The sequence below is a fragment of the Cupriavidus sp. CER-90 genome, from assembly GCF_057652055.1.
The window spans coordinates 2,539,488-2,564,300 of the sequence record NZ_JBYGYM010000002.1 but is presented as its reverse complement, the minus strand read 5'-3'; the positions used below and the strand labels follow the sequence as shown (position 1 = coordinate 2,564,300).

Below are 24,813 nucleotides of genomic sequence, written 5' to 3'. Positions count from 1 at the left end.
CTAACGAATCGTTACCCGGCCGCGCTGTCAGGCGTCATGGGCTGCACGGTACAATCGACCCCCGTTTCGATTGTCTGCTGACATTGACATCTTCTTCCGGCATCGCCATGGCTCAACACACCCCGCTACACCCCGCTCCGCTTCGTCCGCTTCGTCCGATTCCCCGCATCATCTTTGCCTCGCGCTGGCTGCAACTGCCGCTGTACCTGGGCCTGATCGTCGCGCAGGGCGTCTACGTCTACCACTTCCTGGCCGAGGTCTGGCACCTGCTGGCACACGTCACCACCTATGACGAAACCAAGATCATGCTGGTGGTGCTGGGCCTGATCGACGTGGTGATGATCTCGAACCTGCTGATCATGGTGATCGTGGGCGGCTACGAGACCTTCGTGTCGCGCCTGGGCATCGACAATCATCCCGACGAGCCCGAATGGCTGGACCACGTCAACGCCGGCGTATTGAAGGTCAAGCTGTCCATGGCGCTGATCGGCATCTCGTCGATCCACCTGCTGAAGACCTTTATCGACGCGGAGCAGCGCAGCACACACACGATCATGTGGCAGGTGATCATCCACGTGGCATTCCTGGCATCCGCGCTGGCCATGGCCTGGGTGGACCGCATGGTGTCGCATCCGCACCCGGCCGCCGGCCATGGCGCCGCCGGCACCGATGGTGCGGCGCAACAGGCACACTAGACGGCTCTCCCCGCCGAGGTGATTCATTCGCCTCGCAGCAATACCCGACCAAAGGTGTCGACGGCTGTATGCAACCCGGACAGCCGTCGCCGCCACGGTGTATCATCCCGGGCTGTGTTTCACCGCTGCCCTCCCCCACAAAATGACAGTCATCAAGCAAGAAGACCTCATCCAGAGCGTCGCCGACTCGCTGCAGTACATCAGCTACTACCACCCGATGGACTACATCACCAGCCTGGGCCGCGCCTATGAGCTGGAACAGAGTCCGGCCGCCAAGGACGCGATTGCCCAGATCCTGACCAACAGCCGCATGTGCGCCGAAGGCAAGCGCCCGCTGTGCCAGGACACCGGCATCGTGACGATCTTCGTCAAGGTGGGGATGGACGTGCGCTGGGACGGCGCCACCATGGGCCTGACCGAGATGATCAACGAAGGCGTGCGCCGCGGTTACACGCACCCGGACAATGTGCTGCGTGCGTCGATCGTCAGCCCGCCCGAAGGCGCCCGCAAGAACACCAAGGACAACACCCCGGCCGTGATCCACTATGAAGTGGTGCCGGGCAATACCGTCGACATCCAGGTGGCCGCCAAGGGCGGTGGCTCGGAAAACAAGTCGAAGTTCGTGATGCTGAACCCGTCCGACTCGATCGTGGACTGGGTGCTGAAGACCGTGCCGACGATGGGCGCCGGCTGGTGCCCGCCGGGCATGCTCGGCATCGGCATCGGCGGCACTGCCGAGAAGGCGATGGTGATGGCCAAGGAATCGCTGATGGAATCCATCGACATCCAGGACATCATCGCCCGCGGTCCGAAGGACTGGATCGAGGAAATGCGCGTCGAGCTGTACGAGAAGGTCAACGCGCTGGGCATCGGCGCACAGGGCCTGGGCGGCCTGGCCACCGTGCTGGACGTCAAGATCATGGCATCGCCGACGCACGCGGCATCGAAGCCGGTGGCCATGATCCCGAACTGCGCGGCCACCCGCCACGTGCACTTCACGCTGGACGGCAGCGGCCCGGCCAGGCTGGAAGCCCCCGACCTGTCGGCCTGGCCGCAGGTGGAGTGGGCGCCGAACACCGAAACGTCGAAGCGCGTCGACCTGAACACGCTGACGCCGGAAGAAGTGGCGTCGTGGAAGCCGGGCCAGACGCTGCTGCTGAACGGCAAGATGCTGACCGGCCGCGACGCCGCGCACAAGCGCATCGCCGACATGCTGGCCAAGGGCGAGAAGCTGCCCCTGGACTTCACGAACCGCGTGATCTACTACGTGGGCCCGGTGGACCCGGTGCGCGACGAAGTGGTTGGCCCGGCCGGCCCGACGACGGCCACCCGCATGGACAAGTTCACCGAGACCATGCTGTCGCAGACCGGCCTGATCGCCATGATCGGCAAGGCCGAGCGCGGCCCGGTGGCGATCGAATCGATCCAGAAGCACAAGTCGGCCTACCTGATGGCCGTGGGCGGTGCCGCCTACCTGGTGTCGAAGGCGATTCGCGGCGCGAAGGTGCTGGCCTTCGAAGACCTGGGCATGGAAGCGATCTACGAGTTCGACGTCAAGGACATGCCGGTGACGGTGGCCGTGGACAGCTCGGGCACGTCGGTCCACAAGACCGGCCCCGCCGAATGGCAGGCCAAGATCGGCAAGATTCCGGTCGCAGCGGCCTGATCGCCAGACTGGTCAATTACAGTGCAAAGCCGGACAATTGCTGTCCGGCTTTTTTCATTCCCGAGTCAAAGGCGTGAACCCCTCCCCCATCGGCATCTTCGATTCCGGCCTTGGCGGCTTGTCCGTCCTCCGCGAAGTGCGCGCCATGCTGCCGCACGAGTCGCTGATCTACTTCGCCGACTCGCGCTACGCGCCGTATGGCGACAAGCCCGAACGATTTGTCGAAGCCCGCACGCTGCAGGTCTGCCAATGGCTGGTGGCACAGGGCTGCAAGGCGCTGGTGATCGCCTGCAACACGGCGACCATGCATGCCGTGCAGACACTGCGCGAGCGCCTGGACGTGCCGATCATCGGCGTGGAACCGGGGCTCAAACCCGCGGCGTCGCTGAGCCAAAGCAAGGTGGTGGGCGTACTGGCCACGGCCAATACGCTCAAGAGCGCCAAGTTCAACCGCCTGCTGGCGTCGCTGGCGCACGACAGCCAGTACCTGTGCGCCGCCGGCCATGGGCTGGTCTCGCTGATCGAACAGGGCGACGTATCGGGCCCGGCGATTCGCGAGAAGCTCGACACGTACCTGCGGCCCATGCTCGATGCCGGCGCCGACACCCTGGTACTGGGCTGCACGCACTACCCTTTCCTGTCGGAAACGATTCGCGAGATGGTGGGCAACCGCCTGGTGCTGATCGATACCGGCACGGCCATCGCGCGCCAGCTGGCCCGCAAGCTGGCCGAGTTCGGCCTGGCGGCCTGCCCCGACGCGACCCCGGCCATACGCTACCTGTCGACCAAGGACGCCGCGCACCTGCGCGAAATGGCATGGGCGCTGCTCAACGTGGAAGCCAGCGCCGAGACGGTGGCCATCGAACCGGCGCCCGCCATCGACGCTTCGGGCTACTGAATAAAGCCGACCGGCTTGTGATGCCGCACCTCGGGCTTCACGGAGTGCTCCTGGCGCAGCTGGGCCAGGAATTCGTCGGCCGTCAGCGCCTCGCCCAGCACCACTGACTGGCGCTTCACCGTCGCAAAATCGCCAGGCGTCAGGCAATCCATGCTGTCGAGATCGCGGCGGATGGCATCGGTCATGCGCCCGGCATCGCCATCGAGCGCCTCGTCGACAAACATCGCCTCGCGCTGCGCGGGCTTGAGCGGCAGAAAGCGGATCTTGAACGAGAAGCGCCGCAGCGCGGCCTCGTCGATACGATCGAACAGGTTCGTGGTGCAGACAAAGATGCCGTTGAAGCGTTCCATGCCCTGCAACATCTCGTTGACCTCGGACACCTCGTAGTTGCGCACCGCCTGCTGGCGGCTCTGCATGAAGCTGTCGGCCTCGTCGAGCAGCAACACCGCGCCGTCTTCCTCGGCGCGCGCGAACATGGCGGCGATCTGCTGCTCGGTCTCGCCCACATACTTGCTCATCAGGTCCGAGGCACGCCGGATCATCAGCGGCAGGTCCAGCGCCGCCGCGATGTGCTCGGCCAGCGCCGTCTTGCCGGTACCGGGCGGCCCATAGAAGCACAGCGTGCCGCGCCGGCGCGCCCCCAGCGCCTGCACGATCTTCTCCACGGCGTAGCGCGTTTCCAGGTTCAGGTTGTCGAGCCGGTAGTGGGTCACTACCGGGCGCGCCTCGGCCTCGGGGCGCAGGCCCATCGCGCGGTCGGCATGCTCGAGCTGGCGCAGGATCAGCGCCTCGACGGGTTCATCGACATCGGGCCGCGCCAGTTCGACGAACCGTGCGGCCGACTGCACCTGCGCCGGCGTCAGCGTCTTGCGCGCCGCCAGGGTCGCCACGAAGGCATCGCTGACCGCCAGGTTGCCAAGGTGCTTGCGAATAATGTTCTCCCGTACCTGGGGTGGCGGAATCTTTAATTCGAGATGGAACTGGAAGCGCCGCAGATAGGCCGGGTCGATCTGCCGGATCGAATTGGAAATCCAGATCACCGGCACCGGGTTCTGCTCCAGCGTCTGGTTGACCCACGCCTTGCCGTTGACGGACGCGCGCGTGTCCTCCTGGCCGAACAGGCTCATCAGTTCGCGCGCACTGCCCGGGAACACATCCTCGACCTCGTCGAACAGCAGTGCCGTGCGCGGACGCCCCCTCAGAAAGGCCTGCGACACCTGCAACGACCGGTATCGATCCTTGCCCGACAGACTGTTGCCATCGCGGTCGAAGCAGTCCACCTCGTAGAGTTCGCACCCGGCCTCGCGCGCCACCAGCCGCGCGAATTCGGTCTTGCCCGTGCCAGGCGGGCCATAGATCAGCACGTTGACGCCACTGGCATTCTGGCGCGTGGCATTGCCGAGCAAGGCGGTCAGATAGCGGGCATCGGTCTCGACGTGCGGATAGTCGGTGGTGCCCAGCGTGGGCGGCGCCGCGGGCCGCGTGAAGACCGCCATCATCTCGGCCTCGCTCGCGTAATTGCCCAGCAGCACGTGCAGCAGGCGGTCCGACAGGCGCATCAGGTCGCCAAGATCGGTCACGCTGTTTTCCGGCAGCGGCTGTTCGATCAGGTTCAGCGTCTCCAGCCGTGACCCCGGCCGCAGCGACGACGCGATATCGGCCGGGCTGGCCGCGGTCAGGCCACCCAGGATCTGGAACGCTTCCTGGCTGTGGGCCACCTTGCAGTCGACCATCACCGCGCGCAGGTCGCGCTTGTACTTGGCCAGCGCCGCGTAGAGCAGCAGCTTGCGCTCGTGGTCGGGCAGGTTCAGCACGTGGCTGAGCATGTCGATATTGCGCACCAGCAGCACGCGCTCGCCATCGAGCCGCGACGCAATCGCGGCCGACGACGCGGCGAAGACCGCGAACATGTCCTTGGCGTGGTGCTTGACGTACTCGTCCAGATAGTAAAACAGCGCGCTTTCGTCGAAAGCACTGTTCCACTGGCCGTGGCGTTCCAGGAATTCCTCGGGCGACAGGCGCGAGGCGCCTTTCCACGCGGGCATGTCGGCGCAACGCGCGGACAGGAAGCGTTGCACGCGCAGCACCACGCCGTACGGCCACACCATTTCCTGCGCGCTGACGGTCAGCACGTCATTGATATTGCTGCGCAGATTGAAACGCGGCCCAAGCGCGCAGACCACGCGCAACGCAAACTGGGCGCACATCCAGTCGAGCGCCGAAGTGCCCACCGTGCCGGTCGACGCGCGCAACAACGTGCTGCGGTCGTCCATCATGCGGTCGTCTTCAGCAAAACGGGTGAAATCCATGGCTGGTTCCCTTCGCACGGGGCGCGGGGCGTCCGGACCGCGGGGAACGCCTGGCCTGTGCCGTGTCTGCCGCTAACTGGGGATTTCTAATAATCGTAGCGCGGATTTCCGCGGGTGGGGCATCGGCGGCATGCCGCGGCGCGACCTGCCCCACGTAGCGCCAGATCGACATGCCCCGCGGCATTGCTGCGGCGACCGCCATGAAGCGGCCGCAGAATTACGTCACGCATTGCACAATGCGCAACAAATAAGAATCATTATCGTTTATACTATCTCGCTGATACGCTACCCAAGAGTGGCGCTCCCCCTGTAACCGGTTATTAGACAGCTGTGTTTCTCTGGAGCGTTATCATCATGGAATTGCTATTGAGCCTGCTGGTCGGATGTGGAATCTCGCTGATCCTGTTCTACCGCAAGTGATTGTGCCGCCAGGCGGACACCTGTCGTTCCTCTCATGTTCGATCAACGATTTTTAAAGATCACCGTTGCGGTCCTGCTGTTCCATGTGGGGCTGCTGTATTTGATCCAGAGCGGGCTGGCCCGCAAGATGACGGAGGCCGTCATCACCCCGGAGATCATCGCCCGCATCATCCCGATGGAGCAGCCGAAGCCCGAGCCGCCCGCCCCCGAACCTCCCAAGGCACAACCTACGCCGCCAAAACAGGTCAAAGTGGTAACACCGCGTCCGACGCCGCCCAAGCCGCAGCCGACGCCGACCCCGGTCGCCAATCTGCCGCCGACGCCGAACGCCATCGAGGCGCCGCCCGCGCCGCCTGCTCCGCCGGCACCTGAGCCGCCCGCACCGCCGCCGGCCGCCACCAATGCCGCACCGCGTGCGGTGGGCATCGGCGAAATGGCGTGCTCGCAACCCGCGCCGGTGTATCCGCGCCAGTCGCAGCGCATGGGCGAGACCGGCGAGGCCGTGATCCGGTTGAATTTCGACGAGACCGGCAAGGTCGTGAAGGCCGTGGTGTCGAAGACCAGCGGGTCCGACCGCCTGGACGAAGCCGCGCTGACCGCCGCCAAGGCGATCCGCTGCAAGCCGTACATGGAGAACGGGCGCGCCATGGCCGCCACCGCGCAGCAACCGATCAAATTCGAACTGAACTGATTTCCCGGAATTTTCCGATACCCTAAACACTGACACTTTCAGGAACCACCATGCAGGACCTCGGACTCTCCCACCTCTGGTCGCAAGGCGATTTCGTCATGCGCGCGACCGCCATCATTCTGCTGATCATGTCGCTGCTGTCGTGGATCGTGATTCTCACCAAGGCGTGGGATCTGGTTCGCCTCAAGAAGATGGCGCAGGGCGCGGAAAAACGCTTCTGGCACTCGGACGACTTCGACCACGCGCTCGACACCCTGGGTGCCAGCGACGCCAACCCGTTCCGCACGCTGGCCGTGACCGGCAAGGAAGCCGCCCAGCACCATCGCGCGAGCCAGCCGCAGCTGCATGACGCGCTGGACATCTCCGACTGGCTGACCCGCTCGCTCAAGAGCTCGATCGACGAAGCGGTTGCCCGCATGCAGTCGGGCCTGGCCGTGCTGGCCTCGGTGGGCTCCACGGCACCGTTCGTGGGGCTGTTCGGCACCGTGTGGGGCATTTATCACGCGCTGATCGGCATCGGCGCCTCGGGCGTGCCGACCATCGACAAGGTCGCCGGCCCCGTGGGCGAGGCCCTGATCATGACGGCCTTCGGCCTGGCCGTGGCCATCCCCGCCGTGCTGGGCTACAACGCCCTGAGCCGTGGCAACAAGGGCGTGATCAGCAAGCTGAACCGTTTTGCGCACGACCTGCACGCCTACTTCGTGACCGGCGCCCGTGTGCGTCCGACCTCCGCCAACCGCGCTACCGACGATGCGTCGATGCGCCTGGCCGTCAAGAACTGAGCGCGACTCCTAGCGCCTGAAGGAAAGCATCATGGCATTCGGCACCCTCGACGGCGACGATGACGAGGTGATGAGCGAGATCAACATGACCCCGCTGGTGGACGTCATGCTGGTACTCCTGATCATCTTCATCATCACGATTCCCGTCATCAACCATGCGGTCAAGATCGACTTGCCGCGTGCGACCAACCAGCCCAACGACGCCAAGCCGCAAAGCATCAACGTGTCCGTCGATGCCCAGGGCCAGGTGTTCTGGAACCAGGAAGAAGTGGATCAGGCGCAGTTGGAACAGCGCATTGCGAGCGCCGCGCAATTGCAGCCGCAGCCTGAACTGCACCTGCGCGCCGACCGCGACGTGCGCTACGAGCGCGTGGCCGAAGTCATGGCCGCCGCGCAGCACGGCGGGCTGGGCAAGATCGGCTTTATCACCGAACCGAAGCACTGACCCGCCTTTGCGGGCGCTCGGAGCCGCTTCGTTTTCGCCGCAAGGGCACCTTCGGGTGCCCTTTTGCATGGGGCGCCAAGCCCGCAACGCCCGCCTTGACGGTCCCGCCACCATCCCTCACAGCAACGATTGCGTCACAGATGTAACTTCATGCGAAGACGCTTGTAATGATAACGGTTCTCATTTAAGATCTTTTCATCGTGATTCGCAGCGTGCGGATCGAGCAGACATCCACCGTCCGTCTTGCAGACGGAACACCGGAACTTCGAACGGAGAAGACCATGAGCACCCTGAGCCTGCCGCTGTCGCAACCGCGTGAAGTCACGCGCCGCCGCCTGTCCCTGCGCCGCGTGGAGGTCGCCCCGCAGTCGCGCCGCGACACGGCCGCTGCGCCGTCAGGCGCTTCGTCGACAGCTTCGTCGACAGCCTCGTCGGCGCTGGAGTCGGTCAAGTCGGCCGTCGCCGCCCTGCCCGCCCGCCTGGAAGCACTGATGCGCCAGACGCCTGCCAGCCATACCGACACCCCTGCCGTGCCGCTCGAGGCGATCATGCAAGGCGCCACGACGCTGCCGATCCTGCACAACGGCGACGTTTATACGCTGCGCGTCACCCGCTACGGCAAGCTGATCCTGACCAAATAACGGGCAGACAGCTGCAACACGGCAACCGGATTTCTCTGTAAAGACTTTTGTGGGGACCACCCGTCCAACGGGTGTTGGGCAGTAGCCAGACGATCGGACTTCCCTGCCAGGCAAACAATCCAGACCCTTTGCCTGACCGGCCGATGCCAGCCATGCCACCTTTTTATACCGCCCCGCAGGCATTGCGCCTGCGGGGCTTTTGCTTCCGGTCAGCGCAGCGCCGCCGGCGAGCTACCAGGCATCAGATGCCCAGGGCCGCGATGCCGGCGCGCGCAATCTGCGCGTCTTCGGTCGACTTCACGCCGGACACGCCGACGGCACCCACCACCTGGTTGTTCACGACGATGGGCACGCCGCCTTCCAGCATGCCTTGCAGCACGGGGGCCGTCATGAACGAGTAGCGGCCGTTATTGATCATGTCTTCGTAGATCTTCGATTCGCGGCGGCCCAGCGACGCCGTACGCGCCTTTTCCGTGGCGATGTAGGCCGAGATCGGCGCGACGCCGTCCAGGCGAATCGAGCCGAGCGGATGACCGCCGTCGTCGACGACCACAATCGTGACAGCCCAGTTGTTTGCCGTGGCTTCGGCCTCGGCGGCGACCAGCACCTTCTTCACGTCGTCAGCCGTCAGTACGGTCTTTTGCTGCATACCTCTCTCCATCGTTCAGGGTTGAGGCTGCAGTATATCGCGCCCCTCCCACGCGACATGACGTCATCCGCGCCGTCTCGAAGGCAAAACTGCTTCACCTACGCAAGGCTTGACGGTCGGGTTGGCGCCGCTCCCACCCGGCGCGGAAAACGAAAAGGCCCGCGATATCTTCCCGATATCGCGGGCCCTGCTTGTCCGGGTGTCTGCGCGGCGGTCAGGCGCCGTCGCTGAATGCGTCGCGGCGGTCGGTTACCCGCGCGCCGTCCGAATACACATCGCGCGATCCGGTCACGCGCGCACCGTCCGTGTACACGTCGCGATTGCTGATGCGCGCGCCATCGGTATAGACGTCACGCGTATCCACCGCGCGTTGGCCGCCGCTGTAGATGTCGTATTTGACCGGTGCGGCGAAAACCGATGTCGAGAGCGCGGCCAGCGCGCCAATCGCGGCAGCTGCCGCCAGACGTTTCCTGAGTGCCATGTGAATCCCCTTGTTCTGTTTGACGACGGGCGCCGCGCCATCAGCAGGTGATCCCTGGGAGCGTTGCTGTGGGAGCGGCGTCACGTGAGCCAGTTTAGGGGGAAACCCCTAGCCGAATATCCAGATCGCTTGACGCTGCGCATCAAAAACTTTGAGCGACGAAAATCGAGGGGAACCAACACGCGCAATCTTCCACCAAAGCGTTCCGGAAAAATCTGCCGCAATGATCGCCATCGATCGCCTCGGCAAAAGAAAAAGCCCCGAATCGGGGCTTTTCCTGACAAACAGCTTTCAATGGCTTCGGCAAGGCACACGGGTCAGTGGTGATGTCCGTGGCCATGACCGCCACCGTAGTAGCCGCGGCCGTGCCAGCCGGGGCCATAGTAATAACGCGGGCCACCATAGCCGTAATAGCGCGGTGCGCCATAGTAGACCGGGGCCGGACGCACCACGACAGGCGGCGGGCCGTAATAGACAGGGGCCGGCGCCACGACCACGGGCGGAGGCGGCGCGTAGTAGGCCGGGGCCGGCGCATAGTACGCGGGACCGCCCACGACAACGCCCGGAACACCGATCGCCACGTCGACGTTCACACGCGCCATGGCAGCGCCCGACGCCAGTGCGGCGGCCACACCGAATGCTGCGAACAACCAACGTTTCATGATCGTGCTCTCTATGAGTTAGGACGAATCCCGATACTCGCTATTGTACGAGGTCACGAACTTGCAGGTGAAACGGTGGTAGCGACATTGTTACCGCCGGTAACAGCCGGATCACATCTCGGGGGTGACGTGTCCAGCTTGCTTCCTGGGGGCTAAGCCACGACAATACCGGGCTTGCCGTGCGGCCGTGGAGAAATTGGTAGACTCAGCAGACTTAAAATCTGCCGCCTTTCCGGGCTTACGGGTTCGAGTCCCGTCGGCCGCACCAGCCTCTCCCGCTCTCCTCCAGGTGCTCGGCGCCCCTTGCCGTTCACACCAGCACCGCGCAAAGACCGGCGCCCACCACCATCAGGAAGATAAACAGCAGGCCAGCCAGTGCCAGCGGCTTGCGGCCAGCGCGCAGCAGGTCGCCAATCCGCGTATGCAGACCGATGGCGAGCATCGCGCAGGCCAGCAGCCAGTTGTCCAGGGCCGTCAGGGCAGGCTTCCATTCGCCGGGCACGAGTGCCGCCGAGTTCAGCGCCATCACCGCGACAAAGCCGACCGCAAACCAGGGCACCGAGCGCAGCAGGCCCTTCAGGTTGCGCGCGGCACCCGATTCCTGCGACCAGCTCGTGCGCGGCCACAGGGCCATGATCAGCAGCAGCGGTCCCAGCGCCAGCACGCGGACCATCTTTGCCACCACGGCCGCATCGGCCGTGGTATCGCTGACCATCTTGCCCGACGCGATCACCTGCGCCACTTCGTGCAGCGTGGCACCGGTAAAGATACCGAAGGCGCGCTCGCTCACCGCCAGGTGCCAGTGTTGCGTAGCCAGTTCGTACATCCACGGATACAGCAGCATGCCGGCCGTACCGAACAGCACCACGGTCGCCACGGCGACAGCCGTCTGGCGATCGTCCGTGCGCACCACCGAAGACACGGCGATGGCCGCTGCGGCGCCACAGACCGCACTGCCCGCGCTCACCAGGATGGCTTCGCGCCGGCTCAGGCCGAAGAACGACGAGCCCACCCAGGTACCGAACAGCAGCGTGGCCACCAGCATCAGCAGCGGCACGACGATGCCGCCGACGCCCAACGCCGCGATGGCACCAAACGTCAGGCGCAGGCCATACAGCGCCACCCCCAGACGAAGCATGTGATGACGCGCGAACTGCATGCCCGGGGCCAGCGGCGTCAGCCAGTGCCTGGGCATGGTGTTGGCCGCGATCATGCCGGCAAACATCGCCAGCGTCAGGGCCGACAAGCCATATTGCGAGATGGCCGGATGATCGGCCAGCACCTGGGCAAGCCAGGCAATCGCGCCCAGCGGCAGCAGCGTCAGGATGCGCTTGCGCCACAGCGTCAGCGTGGACGGGGCGATGGCAACGGAAATCGAATGGGGGGCAGGAGCCGTAGACATGGCAGCGAACAAGGTCTTGTGCAATGCCTTGCAGCGTACGCACCGGTTGCTAACCAGTAAAACGGGTAATATCGTTATGCGTAACCGGATATATCGATAGAACATGGAACAGCGCCCGCTCCGCCTGACCCTGCGCCAGTTGCAGGTGTTTGTTGCCGTCGCCCAGCACGGCAGCACGATTGCGGCTTCGGATTCGCTGGCGATGTCGCAATCGGCAGTCAGCGCGTCGCTGGCCGAACTCGAACGGGCGCTCAATGGCGCACTTTTCGACCGTGTGGCACGCCGGCTGGCCATCAACGAAGCCGGACGCCAGTTCTTTCCGCGCGCGCTGTCGCTGCTGGATCAGGCCCATGAACTGGAGCGATTTGCGTCCGAAGGGGGCGTGCAACTGCGCATCGCGGCCAGCAACACCATCGGCAGCTATATCCTGCCGGCGCTGCTGGCGGGCTTTCGTAACGCCCAGACCGGTCCGTGCGCCCTTGACCTGCGCATCGGCAACACCCATGACGTGCTGCAGGCGCTGGTGAAGTTCGAAGTCGATATCGGGCTGATCGAAGGCACCAGCCACGAGCGCGACCTGCGCAGCATGCACTGGTGCGACGATGAGATGGTGGTGGTGGCCGGCCCGTCGCATCCCCTGGCGACGGCGGCCGACCGCCCGGACACCCTGCACGACATGCTGCGCGAAGCCGACTGGATCGTGCGCGAGCCCGGCTCGGGCACCCGCGAAATCATCGAAGCCCGTCTGGTGCCGGAACTCGGCGCGCTACGTTTCGCGCTGGAGCTTGGCAACGCGGAAGCCATCAAGCGCGCCGTCATGAGCGGCTTCGGCGTCAGTTGTCTGTCCCTGCACGTCGTTCGCGACGAAATCGAGCGTGGTCTGCTGGTGGCGCTGCGCAGCGGCCTGCCGCGCGTGATCCGGCCGCTGCAACTGGTCGTCCATCAGGACAAGTTTCCGACGCAGGGCCTGCTGGCCTTTACCGAATACCTGCGTGGGGCCGCGCCCGTGCTCCCATCCCCTCAGGCCGGCTGAGGATCGCCCTGCCCGTCGCCGTCCGCGCGCGCCGTGTAGCGGTCAAGCAGATGGAACATGACGGGATTGAGCAGGATCGACAGCAGCGCGCCCGCGAGGATCAGCGCCTGGCCACGCTCGGGCAGGATATTGAGATAGACACCCAGGCTGGCCAGAATGAACGAGAACTCTCCGATCTGCGCCAGGCTTACGGCAATCGTCAGGCCGACGCGCGTATCGTGGCCAAACGCCCGCACGATGCCTAGCGCGGCCAGTGACTTGCCCACCAGGATGATCAGCAGCGTCGCCAGCACGCCCCAGGGATCGTTCACCAGCACCATCGGATCGAACAGCATGCCCACCGAGACAAAGAACAGCACCGCAAAGGCGTCGCGCAGCGGTAGCGACTCTTCAGCCGCCCGATGGCTGAATTCCGATTCGGCCATCACCATGCCGGCAAAGAAGGCGCCGAGCGCAAACGAGACACCGAACAGCGAATAGGCGCCAAACGCCACGCCGAGCGCCACGGCCAGCACGCCCAGGCGGAACAGTTCCCGGCTGCCCGTCCACACGATGCGTTCGAGCATCCACGGGATAAAGCGCCGGCCGATGACCATCATCACGGCCACGAACGCCGCCACCTTGCCCAGGGTCGAGAAAATTTCGACCAGTACATCCATCGTGGTTGGCGCCGATGCCCCGGCGGCCTCACCTTCGGCGCCACCGCCGAGCAGGCCGGCCATGGCCGGCAGCAACACCAGCGTCAGCACCATCGCCAGGTCTTCCACGATCAGCCAGCCCACCGCGATGCGCCCCTGCTGCGATTCGATCAGATCACGCTCCTGCAGCGCGCGCAGCAGCACCACGGTACTGGCCACCGATAGCGCCAGCCCATAGACAAGACCCTGGCCCCAGTGCCAGTCGAACCCCCAGGCGACCAGCATGCCCAGCGCCGTCGCAATGCCGATCTGGACGATCGCACCCGGAATTGCGATCTTCTTCACGGCCATCAGGTCCTTGACCGAGAAATGCAGGCCCACGCCGAACATCAGCAGGATCACGCCCAGTTCCGCCAGTTCGGGCGCCAGCGCCTGGTCGGCCGTGTAGCCAGGCGTGTGCGGCCCCACCACGATGCCCGCGCACAGGTAGCCGATCAGCGGCGGCAGCCGGAACCTGTTGGCGATGGCGCCCAGAATGAAGGCCAGCACGATACCGCCGACGATGGTGCTGATAAGCGGGGTGGCGTGATGCATGCGTCTGGGGTTCCTTTCTGGTTGTCTCGATCATCTGGATGCACCACCGTCGCGCCAACGCGCCATCCCGCCGGCGCATCGTGCGCAGCGGCATGTCGCGGACAGGGAAGCACCTGGATCGTTGCTGGTGGTACGGGAAGAGCGGCCGCAGACCGCGGGTGCATCGCAATATCGCCATGCGCCGCGGCGGGAGGGAGTGCATCGGAATACGACTACGCGAGGTGGCTTGCCACGCCAGGCGCCGTCCCGGATGCGTACGGCATGACGTAATGTATCACGCGAGGCACCCGGCTCAAGATGAGAGGAATCGCAAAAAACTGGGGAAGTTCGGCGAATGCCGACGCTGAAAACACAACGGCGCCACATGGGCGCCGTCGGCTTGCAACTGGAGGCGGAGGTCGGAATCGAACCGGCGTACACGGCTTTGCAGGCCGCTGCATAACCACTCTGCCACCCCGCCAGGTGACGATGCTGGATTGTATCCGGATTCGCCGCGAGCGTCGTGACTGCCGACACCGCGACGGGGATGCAACCCCGCTAAAGAAAAAGGGAAGCGTTGCTTCCCTTTGGGATTGGAGCGGGAGACGAGTCTCGAACTCGCGACCTCAACCTTGGCAAGGTTGCGCTCTACCAACTGAGCTACTCCCGCGTACAACCGTACAACTTTTACTGCCGTGGCAGCTTGCGCTGCCGTTCCGCCGACCTGACCAACATCGCCATGTCACCGGATGCCATTAACCTGGAGCGGGAGACGAGTCTCGAACTCGCGACCTCAACCTTGGCAAGGTTGCGCTCTACCAACTGAGCTACTCCCGCAGGGCCCTGCATCATACCGAAAAGCAGACTATCGCGCAACTTCTTTTAACTACGCAGCTTTATGCTGGCAATCGCGCTAAGTACCGCTTATCTTGCTGCTTTCGTTTGCGTCGTCAGCAGCGAGAACGAGATTATTGCAAAGAGAGAACCGGCTCGTCAACAACTTTTTGCATGGAATTTCATTTTTGTGTCCGCGCCCCGCTCAACGCATCGCTGCGCTCGCGTATCTGGGGCCACGCGAGCTTCATGTAGTAGATCATCGACCACAGCGTCAGCACAGCCGCCACGTAGATCATCAGCGTACCTAGCAGCGATGCATCCAGGCCGAACAGCGTGTCGTTGAACAGCAGCAGCGGGATGGCGATCATCTGCACGGTGGTCTTCAGCTTGCCCAGGAAGTTCACGGCCACGCTCTTCGACGCCCCGATCTGCGCCATCCATTCACGCAGGGCCGAAATCGTGATCTCGCGGCCAATGATGACCAGTGCGATCAGGTCGGCCACGCGGCCCAGGGCCAGCAGCGACAGCAGCGCCGCGGTGACCATCAGCTTGTCGGCCACCGGGTCCAGGAAGGCGCCGAAGGCCGAGGTCTGGTTCCAGCGCCGCGCCAGAAAGCCGTCCAGCCAGTCCGTCACCGCCGCAATGATGAAGAACGACGCCGCCGTCACGTTCTTGGTATGCATCGGCAGCCAGGCCTCGGGCAGGTAATAGACCCCGACGACAAGCGGGATCATGGCCACGCGAAGCCAGGTCAGCAGGATGGGAATATTCAGTGGCATGGGCGGTGCGTTCGTGCGCCAGAATCTGGCTGGTCTGCGATGTGGTCGCCAAGGCGGATTGCGCGATTGTCGCCGATTTCGACCCCAACCCGCTAATTTCGGGCCGAAAGCCGCCCAATACCTGCCAGGGACGGGTCTCAGTGCAGTTGCCGGTAGATCTCCTCGGCCAGCGTGCGAGAAATGCCTTCCACGCTGGCAAGCTCGTCGATGCTGGCCGCCATCACGCCGCGCAGGCCGCCAAAACGCGTCAGCAGCTTCTGGCGGCGGCGCGCGCCCACGCCTTCGATCTCTTCGAGCCGCGACGTGGTGCGCGCCTTGGCCCGCTTGGCGCGCATGCCGGTGATGGCAAAGCGGTGGGCCTCGTCGCGAATCTGCGCCACCAGCATCAGGGCCGCGCTACCCTGCCCCAGTTCCAGCGACGGACGCCCGTCGGCAAATACCAGCGTCTCCAGACCCACCTTGCGCCCTTCGCCCTTGGCCACCCCGACCAGCAGGCCAATATCGAGCCCCAGTTCCTCGAACACCTGCCGCGCCACCTCGACCTGGCCTTTGCCGCCATCGATCAGCACCACGCGCGGCATGCGGGGCACGCCCTCGGCGCCGGCGGCGTTCGGATCGCCGCCATCCTCCTGAATCTGCTCGACCAGCTTCTGGTAGCGGCGCGTCAGCACCTGGCGCATGGCGGCGTAGTCGTCGCCGGGCGTGATGTCGGTGATATTGAAGCGCCGGTACTCGCTGTTCTGCATCTCATGGTGATGAAACACCACGCACGACGCCTGCGTGGCCTCGCCTGCCGTGTGGCTGATATCGAAGCACTCGATACGCAGCATGGCCAGGTCCTCCATGTCCAGGCCGATGGTCTCGGCCAGCGCTCGCGTGCGGGCCTCCTGGCTGCCCTGCTCGGCCAGGCGTCTGGCCAGCGCCAGGCCGGCGCCCTGCGCGGCCATCTCCAGCCATACCTTGCGCTGCCCCTGGGGCTGCCGCACCAGCGCCACCTTGCGGCCGGCCTGCATCGACAGCGCCTCGACCACCGCGCCATCGGCCGGCAGATGGCTGACCACGATGATCGGCGGCGGCGCCTGATCGAGATAGTGCTGGATCATGAAGGCGGACAGCACGCGCGCGGCAATGCGATCGACCGACAACGGGCCCACGTCGGCCGCAGGCGCGGCGCCGGCTGCGGCCTCACCGGCGGGCGTCTCGGATATTTCCGATGCCTCGCCGGTGTCGTCGCTCTCTTCGACGATCATTGCCGCCTCATCGGCATGGGCCGGAAAGTAGGCCTTGTCACCCAGATGCCGCCCGCCGCGCACCATGGCCAGGTTCACGCAGGCGCGGCCGCCCTGCACGGCCACGGCCAGCACGTCGATATCGCGCGCCTGGCCGACTTCTTCCACGGCTTGCCGCTTCAGTACCGTCGACAACGCGCCAATCTGGTCACGCACGGCGGCGGCCTGCTCGAACTGCAACTGCATCGCGTGCGACTCCATCTTCCGCTGCAGCCCCTCGAGCACCTCGGTCTCGCGGCCCTGCAGGAAGCTCGCGGCGTTGCCCACGTCCCGGGCATAGTCTTCCTGCGAAATCGCGTTCACACACGGCGCGGTGCAACGATGGATCTGATGCAGCAGGCACGGCCGCGTGCGATTGTTGAACACCGTGTCCTCGCAGGTGCGCAACTGAAACACCTTCTGCAGGATCTGCATGCTCTCGCGCACGGCATGCGCACTCGGGAACGGACCGAAGTACTGGTGCTTGCGGTCGGTCGCGCCCCGGTAATACGCCATGCGCGGAAACTTGTGGCCGGTCAGCTTCAGGAACGGATACGACTTGTCGTCGCGAAACAGGATGTTGTAGCGCGGCGCCAGCGCCTTGATGAGATTGTTCTCAAGCAGCAGCGCCTCGGCTTCGGTCCGCACGACGGTCGTCTCGATTCGCGCGATCTTGCCCACCATCATGGCAATACGCGGCGACAACAGCGTCTTGTTGAAATAGCTCGATACCCGCTTCTTCAGGTCGCGCGCCTTGCCCACATAGAGCACGTTGCCATCGGCATCGAAATATCGATAGACGCCCGGCAGCCCCGGCATCCGCGCCAGGATCGGACGCGGATCGAAGTCCGGCACATCGGGGGGCTCCGGAGCCTGCACCTCGGTCGGCGCGGCTTCGGATTCAGGGATCACGGGGTCGGTCTGGGGGACGGGTTCCTGCTCGGGCATCGCGGGCGGATTGAACGAATAAGGGGCGCCATCGGTGCGCCATCCATGCGCCCACTCGGGGCGCTGGCCTAGAATCGCAAGTTTAGAGCAATTCGCCCTGAAGACTTCCGGGACGCCGGCCGCCCCCGCCGCGTCCTCGTCGCGTCCTCGTCGTATCTTCGCCAAACCCTCCGCGTCATGCCTATCCGTTCCTGGGACATTTTCTGCACGATCATCGACAACTTCGGCGACATCGGCGTTTGCTGGCGGCTGGCGCGCCAGCTGGCACAGGAGCACGGCCATGCGGTCCGGCTCTGGGTGGATGACCTGGCCAGCTTTGCGCGGCTGGCACCGGAAATCGACCCGGCCGCCACGCATCAGCGCCTGGCCGGTGTGGAAGTGCGGCGCTGGGCGCCGCAGCCCGACGCCCCGTTCGATGCCCCCGCGCCGCACGACGTGGTGATCGAGGCGTTCGCCTGCCATCTGCCCGAGTCGTTCCTGACCGCCATGGCCGCCGCGCCGCGCAAGCCGGTCTGGATCAATCTGGAATACCTGAGCGCCGAGGACTGGGTCAGCGAGCACCACGCGATGGCGTCACCCCATCCGCGCCTGCCGCTGACCAAGTATTTCTTCTTCCCGGGCTTTGCGCGCGGTACGGGCGGCCTGTTGCGCGAATCGATGATCGGTGCGTCGCGCGATGCCTTCCGCACCAGTCCCGCCGCGCAGGCCACGCTGTGGCACCGGCTCGGCGTGCAGCCCACGCCGGGGGCGCTGCGGGTCAGCCTGTTCGCCTATGAGAATCCGGCCATGCCCGCCCTGCTCGACCAATGGCGCGACGGTGCCACGCCGATCGAATGCTTCGTGCCCCAGGGGCTGGCCGCGACACAGATTGGCCAATGGCTGGGCGCGGCGGCGCTGCCGGGTACCACGCACCATCGCGGCAATCTTGTCGTCCATGGCATCCCGTTCGTGCGTCAGGAGCACTATGACGAACTGCTCTGGGCTTGCGACGTCAACTTCGTGCGCGGCGAGGATTCCTGCGTGCGCGCCCACTGGGCCGCCCGCCCGATGATCTGGCACATCTACCCGCAGGACGACCAGGCGCACCACAACAAGCTCGATGCCTGGCTGACCCGTTTTGTGCGAGCTGGCGTGGCGCCGGAGGCATCCGCCGCGCTGATCGCCTTCTCCCATGCGTGGAACGGCTACGGCACGGCGCCGGACTGGGCGGCGCTGCAGGCACATCTACCCGCTCTGACCGCCGGCATGGACCGCTGGCAGCGGCAGTTGCAGCACTTGGGCGACCTCGCAGCGAATCTCGTGGCCTTTAGCGAAAATCAGGTAAAATAGCCGGTTGATTTTGATGGCGAGCCAAGTTTCAAGGCCCAAGAACAAACTGCCGGCTGCGCGCCTTCGCCATACCGAATTCCGGGTGCTCCCCCCTACCTTGCGCCCGGACCATTTTTTTCAGGAAGACAGTTCAGATGAAAATCGCACAGGAACTCCGCGTCGGCAACGTGTTCATGATCGGTTCCGACCCGATGGTGGTTCAGAAGGCCGAGTACAACAAGTCGGGCCGTAACGCCGCTGTTGTCAAGATGAAGTACAAGAACCTGCTGACGGACGCCCCGGGCGAGTCGGTGTTCAAGGCCGACGACAAGTTCGAAGTGGTGGTGCTGGAGCGCCGCGAATGCACGTTCTCGTACTTCGCCGACCCGATGTACGTGTTCATGGACGGCGACTTCAACCAGTACGAAGTCGAGAAGGACAGCATGGGCGACGCGCTGAACTACCTCGAAGACGGCATGGCCGTTGAAGTGGTGTTCTACAACGACAAGGCGATCTCGGTGGAAATGCCGACGACGCTGGTCCGCGAGATCATCTACACGGAACCGGCCGTCAAGGGCGACACCTCGTCGGGCAAGGTGCTCAAGGGCGCCAAGATCAACACCGGCTTCGAACTGCAAGTGCCGCTGTTCTGCAACATCGGCGACAAGATCGAAATCGACACGCGTACCGGCGAATACCGCAGCCGCGCCAACTAAGCTTCACGGCGCCACGCGATAGAAATAGGGCAGCTTCGGCTGCCCTTTTTGTCGTCCGCCGCGTGCCGGCGGCCGGCCCGATCCTTACTTGACCAGATCCAGGTCCTTCAGCAGACGCAGCGCGGCACGGTACTCGCCCTCCTGCTGGAGCTTGTTCCAGTCCAGCGGCTTGCGGCGGCCAAACAGCTTGCGAATACGGCGCTGCGACGTCTTCGAAATCGACGTGTCGAGTTCCGACAATAGCTGATCGGCCATTTCCGGGTTGTTGCAGATCAAGACCATGTCACAACCGGCGTCGAGCGCAGCCTGGGCGCCCTGCGTGACGGTACCGGCAACGCTGGCGCCCTCCATGCTGAGGTCGTCGCTGAAAATCACGCCTTCGAAACCCAGCTGCGTGCGCAGCACGTCCTGGAGCCAGAAGCGCGAAAACCCTGCCGGCGCCGGGTCCACCTTGGGATAGATCACGTGTGCCGGCATCACCGAGGCCAGCGCCGGCCCCATCCAGTCATACGGGCGCGCATCGTGCGCCAGGATCTCGTCGAGCGGGCGCTCGTCGACGGGCACCGCCACGTGGGAATCGGCCTCCACGTAGCCATGACCCGGAAAATGCTTGCCGCAGTTGGCCATGCCGGCCAGCAGCAGGCCGTGCGTCAGGTGGTTGGCCAGCATCGTGACCACGCGCGGGTCGGCATGGAAGGCGCGGTCGCCGATCACGCCGCTGCGGCCGAAGTCCAGGTCGAGCACCGGCGTGAAGCTCAGGTCGATATCGCAGGCGCGCAGTTCGGCCGCCAGCACATAGCCGCAGGCGATGGCCGCCTTGGTGGCCATCAGCACATCGCGGTCCCACAGCTGGCCCAGTCTGGCCATCGCCGGCAGGTGCGTGAAGCCGTCGGTCTTGGCGCGCTGCACGCGGCCGCCTTCATGGTCGATGCAGATCAGCACATCGTCGCGCACATTGCGGATCGCACGCGTCAACGACACCAGCTGCGCGCGCGACTCGAAATTGCGCGCGAACAGGATCACGCCACCGGTCAGGGGATGCGCGATGCGGCGCTCGTCTTCGGCATTGAGCTGCTTGCCCACCACGTCGAGCACCACGGGACCCGGACGCTTGCCGGACACTTTATTGTTCATATCGGTTCAGTTCGAGGCTGGTTCAGGCAGCGGACCGGGCTGCCCCGTCCGCTCCGCGATCGCGAAGGCGACCGCATACTCATGTTCATCGCTGACACTGACCCGAATGGTCAGGCCGCGTTCCCGAACCCACTCGGCCAGCTCGCCCGTGCATTGCGGGGTGGGCTCGCCAGACGGCAGGTTCAGCAATTCCATCGCGCGCCAGGTCATCGGCCAGCGCATGCCGAGCCCGATGGCCTTCGAGAAGGCTTCCTTGGCGGCAAAGCGCGTGGCAAGGAACGCCAGACCACGCTTTTCGGAGCGCACCTTGCGCGCGTGGTAGATCTTCAGTTCGCGCGGGCCCAGCACCTTTTCGGCAAACCGGCCGCGCGTGCGATCCATCACGCCTTGCACGCGATCAATCTGGATGATGTCGGTGCCGACGCCGTAGATCACGCCGCCTGCCCCGGCACGGGATAACGGGTGCCCAGCCGCGCCGCCACCATGATGGCCTTCATCTCGCGCACGGCATTCTGCCAGCCGACGAACACCGCGTGCGCCACGATGGCGTGGCCGATGTTCAGCTCCTTGATGCCCGGCAGTGCCGCGATGCGTTGCACGTTCGTGTAATGCAGGCCGTGGCCGGCGTTGACGATCAGGCCGTGCTTCTGGCCAGCCGTCACGCCCTGCGCCACGCGCTGGAACTCCGCTTCCTGCGCATCGGCCGTGTGGGCATCGGCATAGGCGCCGGTATGGATCTCGATGACCGGCGCCTTGCACGCGGCGGCGGCGGCAATCTGGTCGGGGTCCGCGTCGATGAACAGCGACACGCGGATGCCAGCGTCGGCCAGCTGGCGGCACGCCGCGCTGACCTGCTCGAAATGGCCGGCCACGTCGAGGCCGCCTTCGGTGGTCACTTCCTCGCGCTTTTCCGGCACCAGGCACACGTCCTGCGGCTGAATCTCGCACGCGATGTCCAGCATTTCGGCAGTAATGGCGCACTCGAGGTTCATGCGCGTGGCCAGCTTCGGACGCAGCGCACGCACGTCGGCATCGCGGATATGGCGGCGGTCTTCGCGCAGGTGCAGCGTAATCAGGTCGGCGCCGGCTTCCTCGGCCTGCAGCGCGGCCTGGATCGGGTCGGGATAGACAGTGCCGCGCGCATTGCGCAGCGTGGCAACGTGATCGATGTTGACGCCGAGGTCGATGACCCCGGGATTCGCGTGGAAGATCATGCCGGCTTGCTCAGAGGGAATGGGGAATCAAAGGTACTGCAGATCGATCAGGATCTGGCGCGTTTTCAGCGGCTCGCCCTGTAGATAATAATGCAGCAGGAACCGCATCAGCGCGCGGCTTTGCGTAACGGTTTGTGCGCGCCCGTAGTCGTCCTGCGCCATGTCCAGCAGCGTCTGCCCCGACACCACGGGCCAGGTCGACGGATCGCTGGCATGCGCGCGCCGTACGCCACGCTCCGGCTGGTAGACGTAATCAAGGCCCGGCTGCACGCGCTCGCCCGTCTTGATGCATTGATCGAACGCCACCGCGAAGCCGGTTTCCTGCAGCAGCACGCGCTCGAAGCCGCGCAGCACCAGGCTGGCCGGCTCGCCATGCGCCAGCCGCGTCAGCGTGATCATGTAGTGCTTGAACAGCGCGGGATGCGCATCCTCGCGCGGGCAGAATCGCAATAGCAATTCATTTAAATAGAAGCCCGACAGCAGCCCATCGCCGGCCAGCGGCAGCATGCCGCCCATGTACTCGGCCTTGGTCAGCGTCTTGACCTCGCCGCGCCCCGTCCACGACAACGAAATGGGATGGAAATGCTGCAGCACGGCGCGCAACGCCGAATGCGGGCGCTTGGCGCCCTTGGCGACCATCGCCATGCGCCCGTGATCGCGGGTGAAGACGTCGAGGATCAGGCTGGTTTCGCGATAGGGATAGGCATGCAGCACGAACCCCGCCTCGTTGGTGACGCGCAACTCCGAGCGCGCCGGCACGATGCGCATCGCGCGGTCCATCATTTCGCGCCCGGCGGCCACCGCCGGGCTCAGCGCGGGAATGGCGCCCGACTCCAGCACCTCGGCGGCCTCCTCGGCAATCGGATCGGCACTGCGCGCACGCGGCGCGCCGCGGCGCACGTCAGGCATCTTGCTCACTCGTAGCCGTAGGCGCGCAATCCGGCTTCGTTGTCGGCCCAGCCGCTCTTGACCTTGATCCACATTTCCAGGTAGACCTTGCCGTCGAACAGCTTCTCCATGTCGAGGCGCGCCTCGGTGGAGATCTGCTTGAGCTTGCTGCCCTTGTTGCCGATGATCATGGCCTTGTGCGCGTCACGCTCAACCAGGATCGTGGCGAAAATGCGGCGCAACCGCCCTTCCGTCTCGAACTTGTCGATGACGACGGTGCTCGTGTACGGCAGCTCGTCGCCGGTCCAGCGGAACACCTTCTCGCGGATGATTTCCGATGCCAGGAACCGCTCGCTGCGGTCGGTCATCGCATCCACGTCGTACATCGGCTCGCCTTCCGGCAGGTAGGGCCGGATGATGGCCAGCAGGCGGTCGATGTGGTCGCGCGTCTTGGCGGACATCGGCACCACTTCCGTGAACGGAAACCGCTGCCCCATCTGCTCCAGGAACGGCATCATCACTTCCGACCGGCCTTCGCCGATGCGGTCGAGCTTGTTGCACACCAGCAGCACCGGCACGTTCTTCGGCAGCAACGCCAGCACCTTTTCGTCATCAGGGCCGAAGTAGCCGGCTTCTACGACGAACAGCACCACATCCACCGACGACAACGTCGAAGTCACCGCGCGGTTCAGCGAACGGTTCAAGGCGCTGGCATGGCGCGTCTGGAAACCCGGGGTATCGGCGAACACGTACTGCGCATCATCGGTGGTCTGAATACCGACGATCCGATGCCGCGTGGTCTGCGCCTTGCGGGACGTGATGCTGATCTTCTGGCCGACCAGCGCGTTCATCAGCGTGGACTTGCCCACGTTCGGACGGCCAACGATGGCCACGGTGCCGCAGCGAAATGCCGTGGCACCAGAGGGTTCCGCCGCAGCCTGCTGCGGAGGGAGAGAATCGGTCATTCCTTCAACCTGAGAGACAACTGGGGATCCGGTGGCACCGGCTGCTTGCGCGTCTTGCCTGTTCGCTCGGCACGGCTGCGCTTGAGCAACTGGGGCACGAGCTTCTGGACTTCGTCCAGCGCGAGCTTGGCCGCCGCCTGTTCGGCCGCACGGCGCGACGCGCCGGTGCCGAACACGCGCACCTCCAGTTTAGGCACGATGCATTCGACTTCAAATTGCTGGCTGTGCGCCGCACCGTGCGTGGCAATGACGTTGTACTGCGGCAGGGCAATCTTGTGACCCTGCAGGTACTCCTGGAGCAGCGTCTTGGCATCCTTGCCCAGCGTGCGCGGGTCCACCTGCTCCAGAATCGGGATATACAGCTTGCGGATCAACGCCCGGGCGGCGTCGAACCCGCTATCGAGGAATACGGCACCGACGATGGCCTCGAGCGCGTCCGCCAGAATCGACGGGCGGCGGAATCCGCCGCTCTTGAGTTCGCCTTCGCCCAGGCGCAACGCGTCCGACAACTGCAGCATCTGGGCGATCTCGTACAGCGCCTGCTGCTTGACCAGATTGGCGCGTACCCGCGACAGATCGCCTTCGTCCAGCTTGCCGAACATGCCATACAGCATGTCCGCCACCGCACAGTTCAGCACCGAATCGCCAAGAAATTCCAGGCGTTCGTTGTGCTGTGCGCTATGACTGCGATGCGTGAGCGCCTGCTGCAGCAATTCGGGCTTGCTGAATCGGTAGCCGAGACGTTGCTGCAAGGCGTCGAGGGTCATGTCT

Annotated in this window: 25 protein-coding genes and 4 tRNA genes; 11 read left to right on the top strand and 18 right to left on the bottom strand. The window is 64.8% G+C overall.

The window, feature by feature from the left end; all coding sequences use genetic code 11:
- Nucleotides 1–107 precede the first annotated feature (107 nt).
- The 3 genes from AC24R4_RS22400 (at nt 108) to murI (ending at nt 3,259) form a co-directional block, all read left to right on the top strand.
- Complete coding sequence (locus tag AC24R4_RS22400) at nt 108–695, top strand: TIGR00645 family protein (RefSeq protein ID WP_400394377.1); 588 nt, start codon at nt 108–110, stop codon at nt 693–695.
- A 142-nt stretch (nt 696–837) separates the two neighbouring features.
- A complete protein-coding gene (locus AC24R4_RS22395; RefSeq protein WP_153945398.1) occupies nt 838–2,361 on the top strand; it encodes a fumarate hydratase in 1,524 nt (507 codons plus the stop codon).
- A 73-nt stretch (nt 2,362–2,434) separates the two neighbouring features.
- On the top strand, nt 2,435–3,259 hold the full coding sequence (murI, locus tag AC24R4_RS22390) for a glutamate racemase (protein ID WP_487523629.1): 825 nt from the start codon (nt 2,435–2,437) through the stop codon (nt 3,257–3,259).
- Here the strand turns inward: murI and AC24R4_RS22385 are convergent.
- The gene (locus tag AC24R4_RS22385) at nt 3,253–5,568 is read right to left on the bottom strand and encodes an AAA family ATPase (RefSeq protein WP_400395888.1); all 2,316 of its coding nucleotides are present in this window, start codon (nt 5,566–5,568) and stop codon (nt 3,253–3,255) included. The two genes, murI and AC24R4_RS22385, sit on opposite strands and share 7 nt — an antisense overlap.
- Nucleotides 5,569–6,022: 454 nt before the next feature.
- On the opposite strand from AC24R4_RS22385, the gene AC24R4_RS22380 reads away from it, so the two are divergent.
- The 4 genes from AC24R4_RS22380 to AC24R4_RS22365 all read left to right on the top strand — a co-directional run bounded on the left by AC24R4_RS22380 (nt 6,023) and on the right by AC24R4_RS22365 (nt 8,547).
- Entirely contained in the window at nt 6,023–6,679 is a 657-nt protein-coding gene (locus tag AC24R4_RS22380; protein WP_487523628.1) for an energy transducer TonB, read from the top strand.
- Nucleotides 6,680–6,729: 50 nt separating this feature from the next.
- Nucleotides 6,730–7,461 carry a MotA/TolQ/ExbB proton channel family protein gene (locus AC24R4_RS22375; protein ID WP_400396775.1) on the top strand — a complete coding sequence of 244 codons (732 nt, stop codon included), beginning with the start codon at nt 6,730–6,732 and terminating at the stop codon, nt 7,459–7,461.
- A gap of 31 nt (nt 7,462–7,492) precedes the next feature.
- The gene (locus AC24R4_RS22370; protein ID WP_400396772.1) at nt 7,493–7,906 is read left to right on the top strand and encodes an ExbD/TolR family protein; all 414 of its coding nucleotides are present in this window, start codon (nt 7,493–7,495) and stop codon (nt 7,904–7,906) included.
- A gap of 281 nt (nt 7,907–8,187) precedes the next feature.
- On the top strand, nt 8,188–8,547 hold the full coding sequence (locus AC24R4_RS22365) for a hemin uptake protein HemP (RefSeq protein ID WP_400396769.1): 360 nt from the start codon (nt 8,188–8,190) through the stop codon (nt 8,545–8,547).
- Between the two features lie 241 nt (nt 8,548–8,788).
- Here the strand turns inward: AC24R4_RS22365 and AC24R4_RS22360 are convergent, their stop codons facing one another.
- The 4 genes from AC24R4_RS22360 to AC24R4_RS22345 form a co-directional block, all read right to left on the bottom strand.
- The gene (locus AC24R4_RS22360) at nt 8,789–9,196 is read right to left on the bottom strand and encodes a heme-binding protein (RefSeq protein ID WP_066730950.1); all 408 of its coding nucleotides are present in this window, start codon (nt 9,194–9,196) and stop codon (nt 8,789–8,791) included.
- A gap of 214 nt (nt 9,197–9,410) precedes the next feature.
- Nucleotides 9,411–9,677 (bottom strand): hypothetical protein, encoded by a 267-nt coding sequence (locus AC24R4_RS22355; RefSeq protein ID WP_153945404.1) that lies wholly within the window; start codon nt 9,675–9,677, stop codon nt 9,411–9,413.
- A gap of 108 nt (nt 9,678–9,785) precedes the next feature.
- Entirely contained in the window at nt 9,786–9,911 is a 126-nt protein-coding gene (locus tag AC24R4_RS22350; protein WP_487523627.1) for a hypothetical protein, read from the bottom strand.
- 83 nt (nt 9,912–9,994) lie between these two features.
- Nucleotides 9,995–10,339, bottom strand: a complete 345-nt coding sequence (locus AC24R4_RS22345) for a hypothetical protein (protein WP_400397241.1) — start codon at nt 10,337–10,339, stop codon at nt 9,995–9,997.
- 181 nt (nt 10,340–10,520) lie between these two features.
- Between AC24R4_RS22345 and AC24R4_RS22340 the strand changes: the two genes are divergently transcribed.
- Nucleotides 10,521–10,607, top strand: a tRNA-Leu gene (locus tag AC24R4_RS22340).
- A 42-nt stretch (nt 10,608–10,649) separates the two neighbouring features.
- Here the strand turns inward: AC24R4_RS22340 and AC24R4_RS22335 are convergent.
- Nucleotides 10,650–11,741 carry a YeiH family protein gene (locus AC24R4_RS22335; RefSeq protein WP_487523626.1) on the bottom strand — a complete coding sequence of 364 codons (1,092 nt, stop codon included), beginning with the start codon at nt 11,739–11,741 and terminating at the stop codon, nt 10,650–10,652.
- A gap of 103 nt (nt 11,742–11,844) precedes the next feature.
- Here AC24R4_RS22335 and AC24R4_RS22330 point away from each other — a divergent pair, with 103 nt between their 5' ends.
- Nucleotides 11,845–12,774, top strand: coding sequence for a LysR family transcriptional regulator (locus tag AC24R4_RS22330; protein WP_400396290.1), 930 nt, complete (start codon nt 11,845–11,847; stop codon nt 12,772–12,774).
- On the opposite strand, the gene AC24R4_RS22325 is transcribed toward AC24R4_RS22330, so the two are convergent.
- From AC24R4_RS22325 to uvrC, 6 genes are all read right to left on the bottom strand, one after another.
- Nucleotides 12,762–14,006, bottom strand: a complete 1,245-nt coding sequence (locus AC24R4_RS22325; protein ID WP_400396289.1) for a cation:proton antiporter domain-containing protein — start codon at nt 14,004–14,006, stop codon at nt 12,762–12,764. The two genes, AC24R4_RS22330 and AC24R4_RS22325, sit on opposite strands and share 13 nt — an antisense overlap.
- Nucleotides 14,007–14,392: 386 nt before the next feature.
- A tRNA-Cys gene (locus AC24R4_RS22320) sits at nt 14,393–14,466 on the bottom strand.
- A gap of 113 nt (nt 14,467–14,579) precedes the next feature.
- Nucleotides 14,580–14,655, bottom strand: a tRNA-Gly gene (locus AC24R4_RS22315).
- Nucleotides 14,656–14,746: 91 nt separating this feature from the next.
- A tRNA-Gly gene (locus AC24R4_RS22310) sits at nt 14,747–14,822 on the bottom strand.
- A gap of 179 nt (nt 14,823–15,001) precedes the next feature.
- Complete coding sequence (gene pgsA, locus AC24R4_RS22305) at nt 15,002–15,601, bottom strand: CDP-diacylglycerol--glycerol-3-phosphate 3-phosphatidyltransferase (RefSeq protein WP_066730959.1); 600 nt, start codon at nt 15,599–15,601, stop codon at nt 15,002–15,004.
- A gap of 137 nt (nt 15,602–15,738) precedes the next feature.
- Complete coding sequence (gene uvrC, locus AC24R4_RS22300; RefSeq protein ID WP_400395637.1) at nt 15,739–17,817, bottom strand: excinuclease ABC subunit UvrC; 2,079 nt, start codon at nt 17,815–17,817, stop codon at nt 15,739–15,741.
- Between the two features lie 177 nt (nt 17,818–17,994).
- On the opposite strand from uvrC, the gene earP reads away from it, so the two are divergent.
- Nucleotides 17,995–19,146, top strand: a complete 1,152-nt coding sequence (gene earP / locus AC24R4_RS22295) for an elongation factor P maturation arginine rhamnosyltransferase EarP (RefSeq protein WP_487523625.1) — start codon at nt 17,995–17,997, stop codon at nt 19,144–19,146.
- Between the two features lie 134 nt (nt 19,147–19,280).
- On the top strand, nt 19,281–19,841 hold the full coding sequence (gene efp / locus AC24R4_RS22290) for an elongation factor P (protein ID WP_400393655.1): 561 nt from the start codon (nt 19,281–19,283) through the stop codon (nt 19,839–19,841).
- A gap of 84 nt (nt 19,842–19,925) precedes the next feature.
- Here the strand turns inward: efp and nagZ are convergent, their stop codons facing one another.
- From nagZ to rnc, 6 genes are read right to left on the bottom strand one after another with little or no spacing between them, the layout of a single operon-like run.
- Nucleotides 19,926–20,975, bottom strand: coding sequence for a beta-N-acetylhexosaminidase (gene nagZ, locus AC24R4_RS22285; protein ID WP_400393653.1), 1,050 nt, complete (start codon nt 20,973–20,975; stop codon nt 19,926–19,928).
- Nucleotides 20,976–20,981: 6 nt separating this feature from the next.
- Nucleotides 20,982–21,410, bottom strand: a complete 429-nt coding sequence (gene acpS, locus AC24R4_RS22280) for a holo-ACP synthase (RefSeq protein WP_400393651.1) — start codon at nt 21,408–21,410, stop codon at nt 20,982–20,984.
- A complete protein-coding gene (pdxJ, locus tag AC24R4_RS22275) occupies nt 21,407–22,189 on the bottom strand; it encodes a pyridoxine 5'-phosphate synthase (RefSeq protein WP_400393650.1) in 783 nt (260 codons plus the stop codon). Before pdxJ ends, acpS begins: the two co-directional genes overlap by 4 nt.
- A 27-nt stretch (nt 22,190–22,216) precedes the next feature.
- Nucleotides 22,217–23,098 (bottom strand): DNA repair protein RecO, encoded by an 882-nt coding sequence (gene recO, locus AC24R4_RS22270; protein ID WP_400393648.1) that lies wholly within the window; start codon nt 23,096–23,098, stop codon nt 22,217–22,219.
- 5 nt (nt 23,099–23,103) lie between these two features.
- Nucleotides 23,104–24,042 (bottom strand): GTPase Era, encoded by a 939-nt coding sequence (gene era, locus AC24R4_RS22265; RefSeq protein WP_153945413.1) that lies wholly within the window; start codon nt 24,040–24,042, stop codon nt 23,104–23,106.
- Nucleotides 24,039–24,809 carry a ribonuclease III gene (gene rnc, locus AC24R4_RS22260; protein ID WP_092594258.1) on the bottom strand — a complete coding sequence of 257 codons (771 nt, stop codon included), beginning with the start codon at nt 24,807–24,809 and terminating at the stop codon, nt 24,039–24,041. The genes era and rnc overlap by 4 nt, the downstream gene beginning before the upstream one ends.
- Nucleotides 24,810–24,813: the final 4 nt, after the last annotated feature.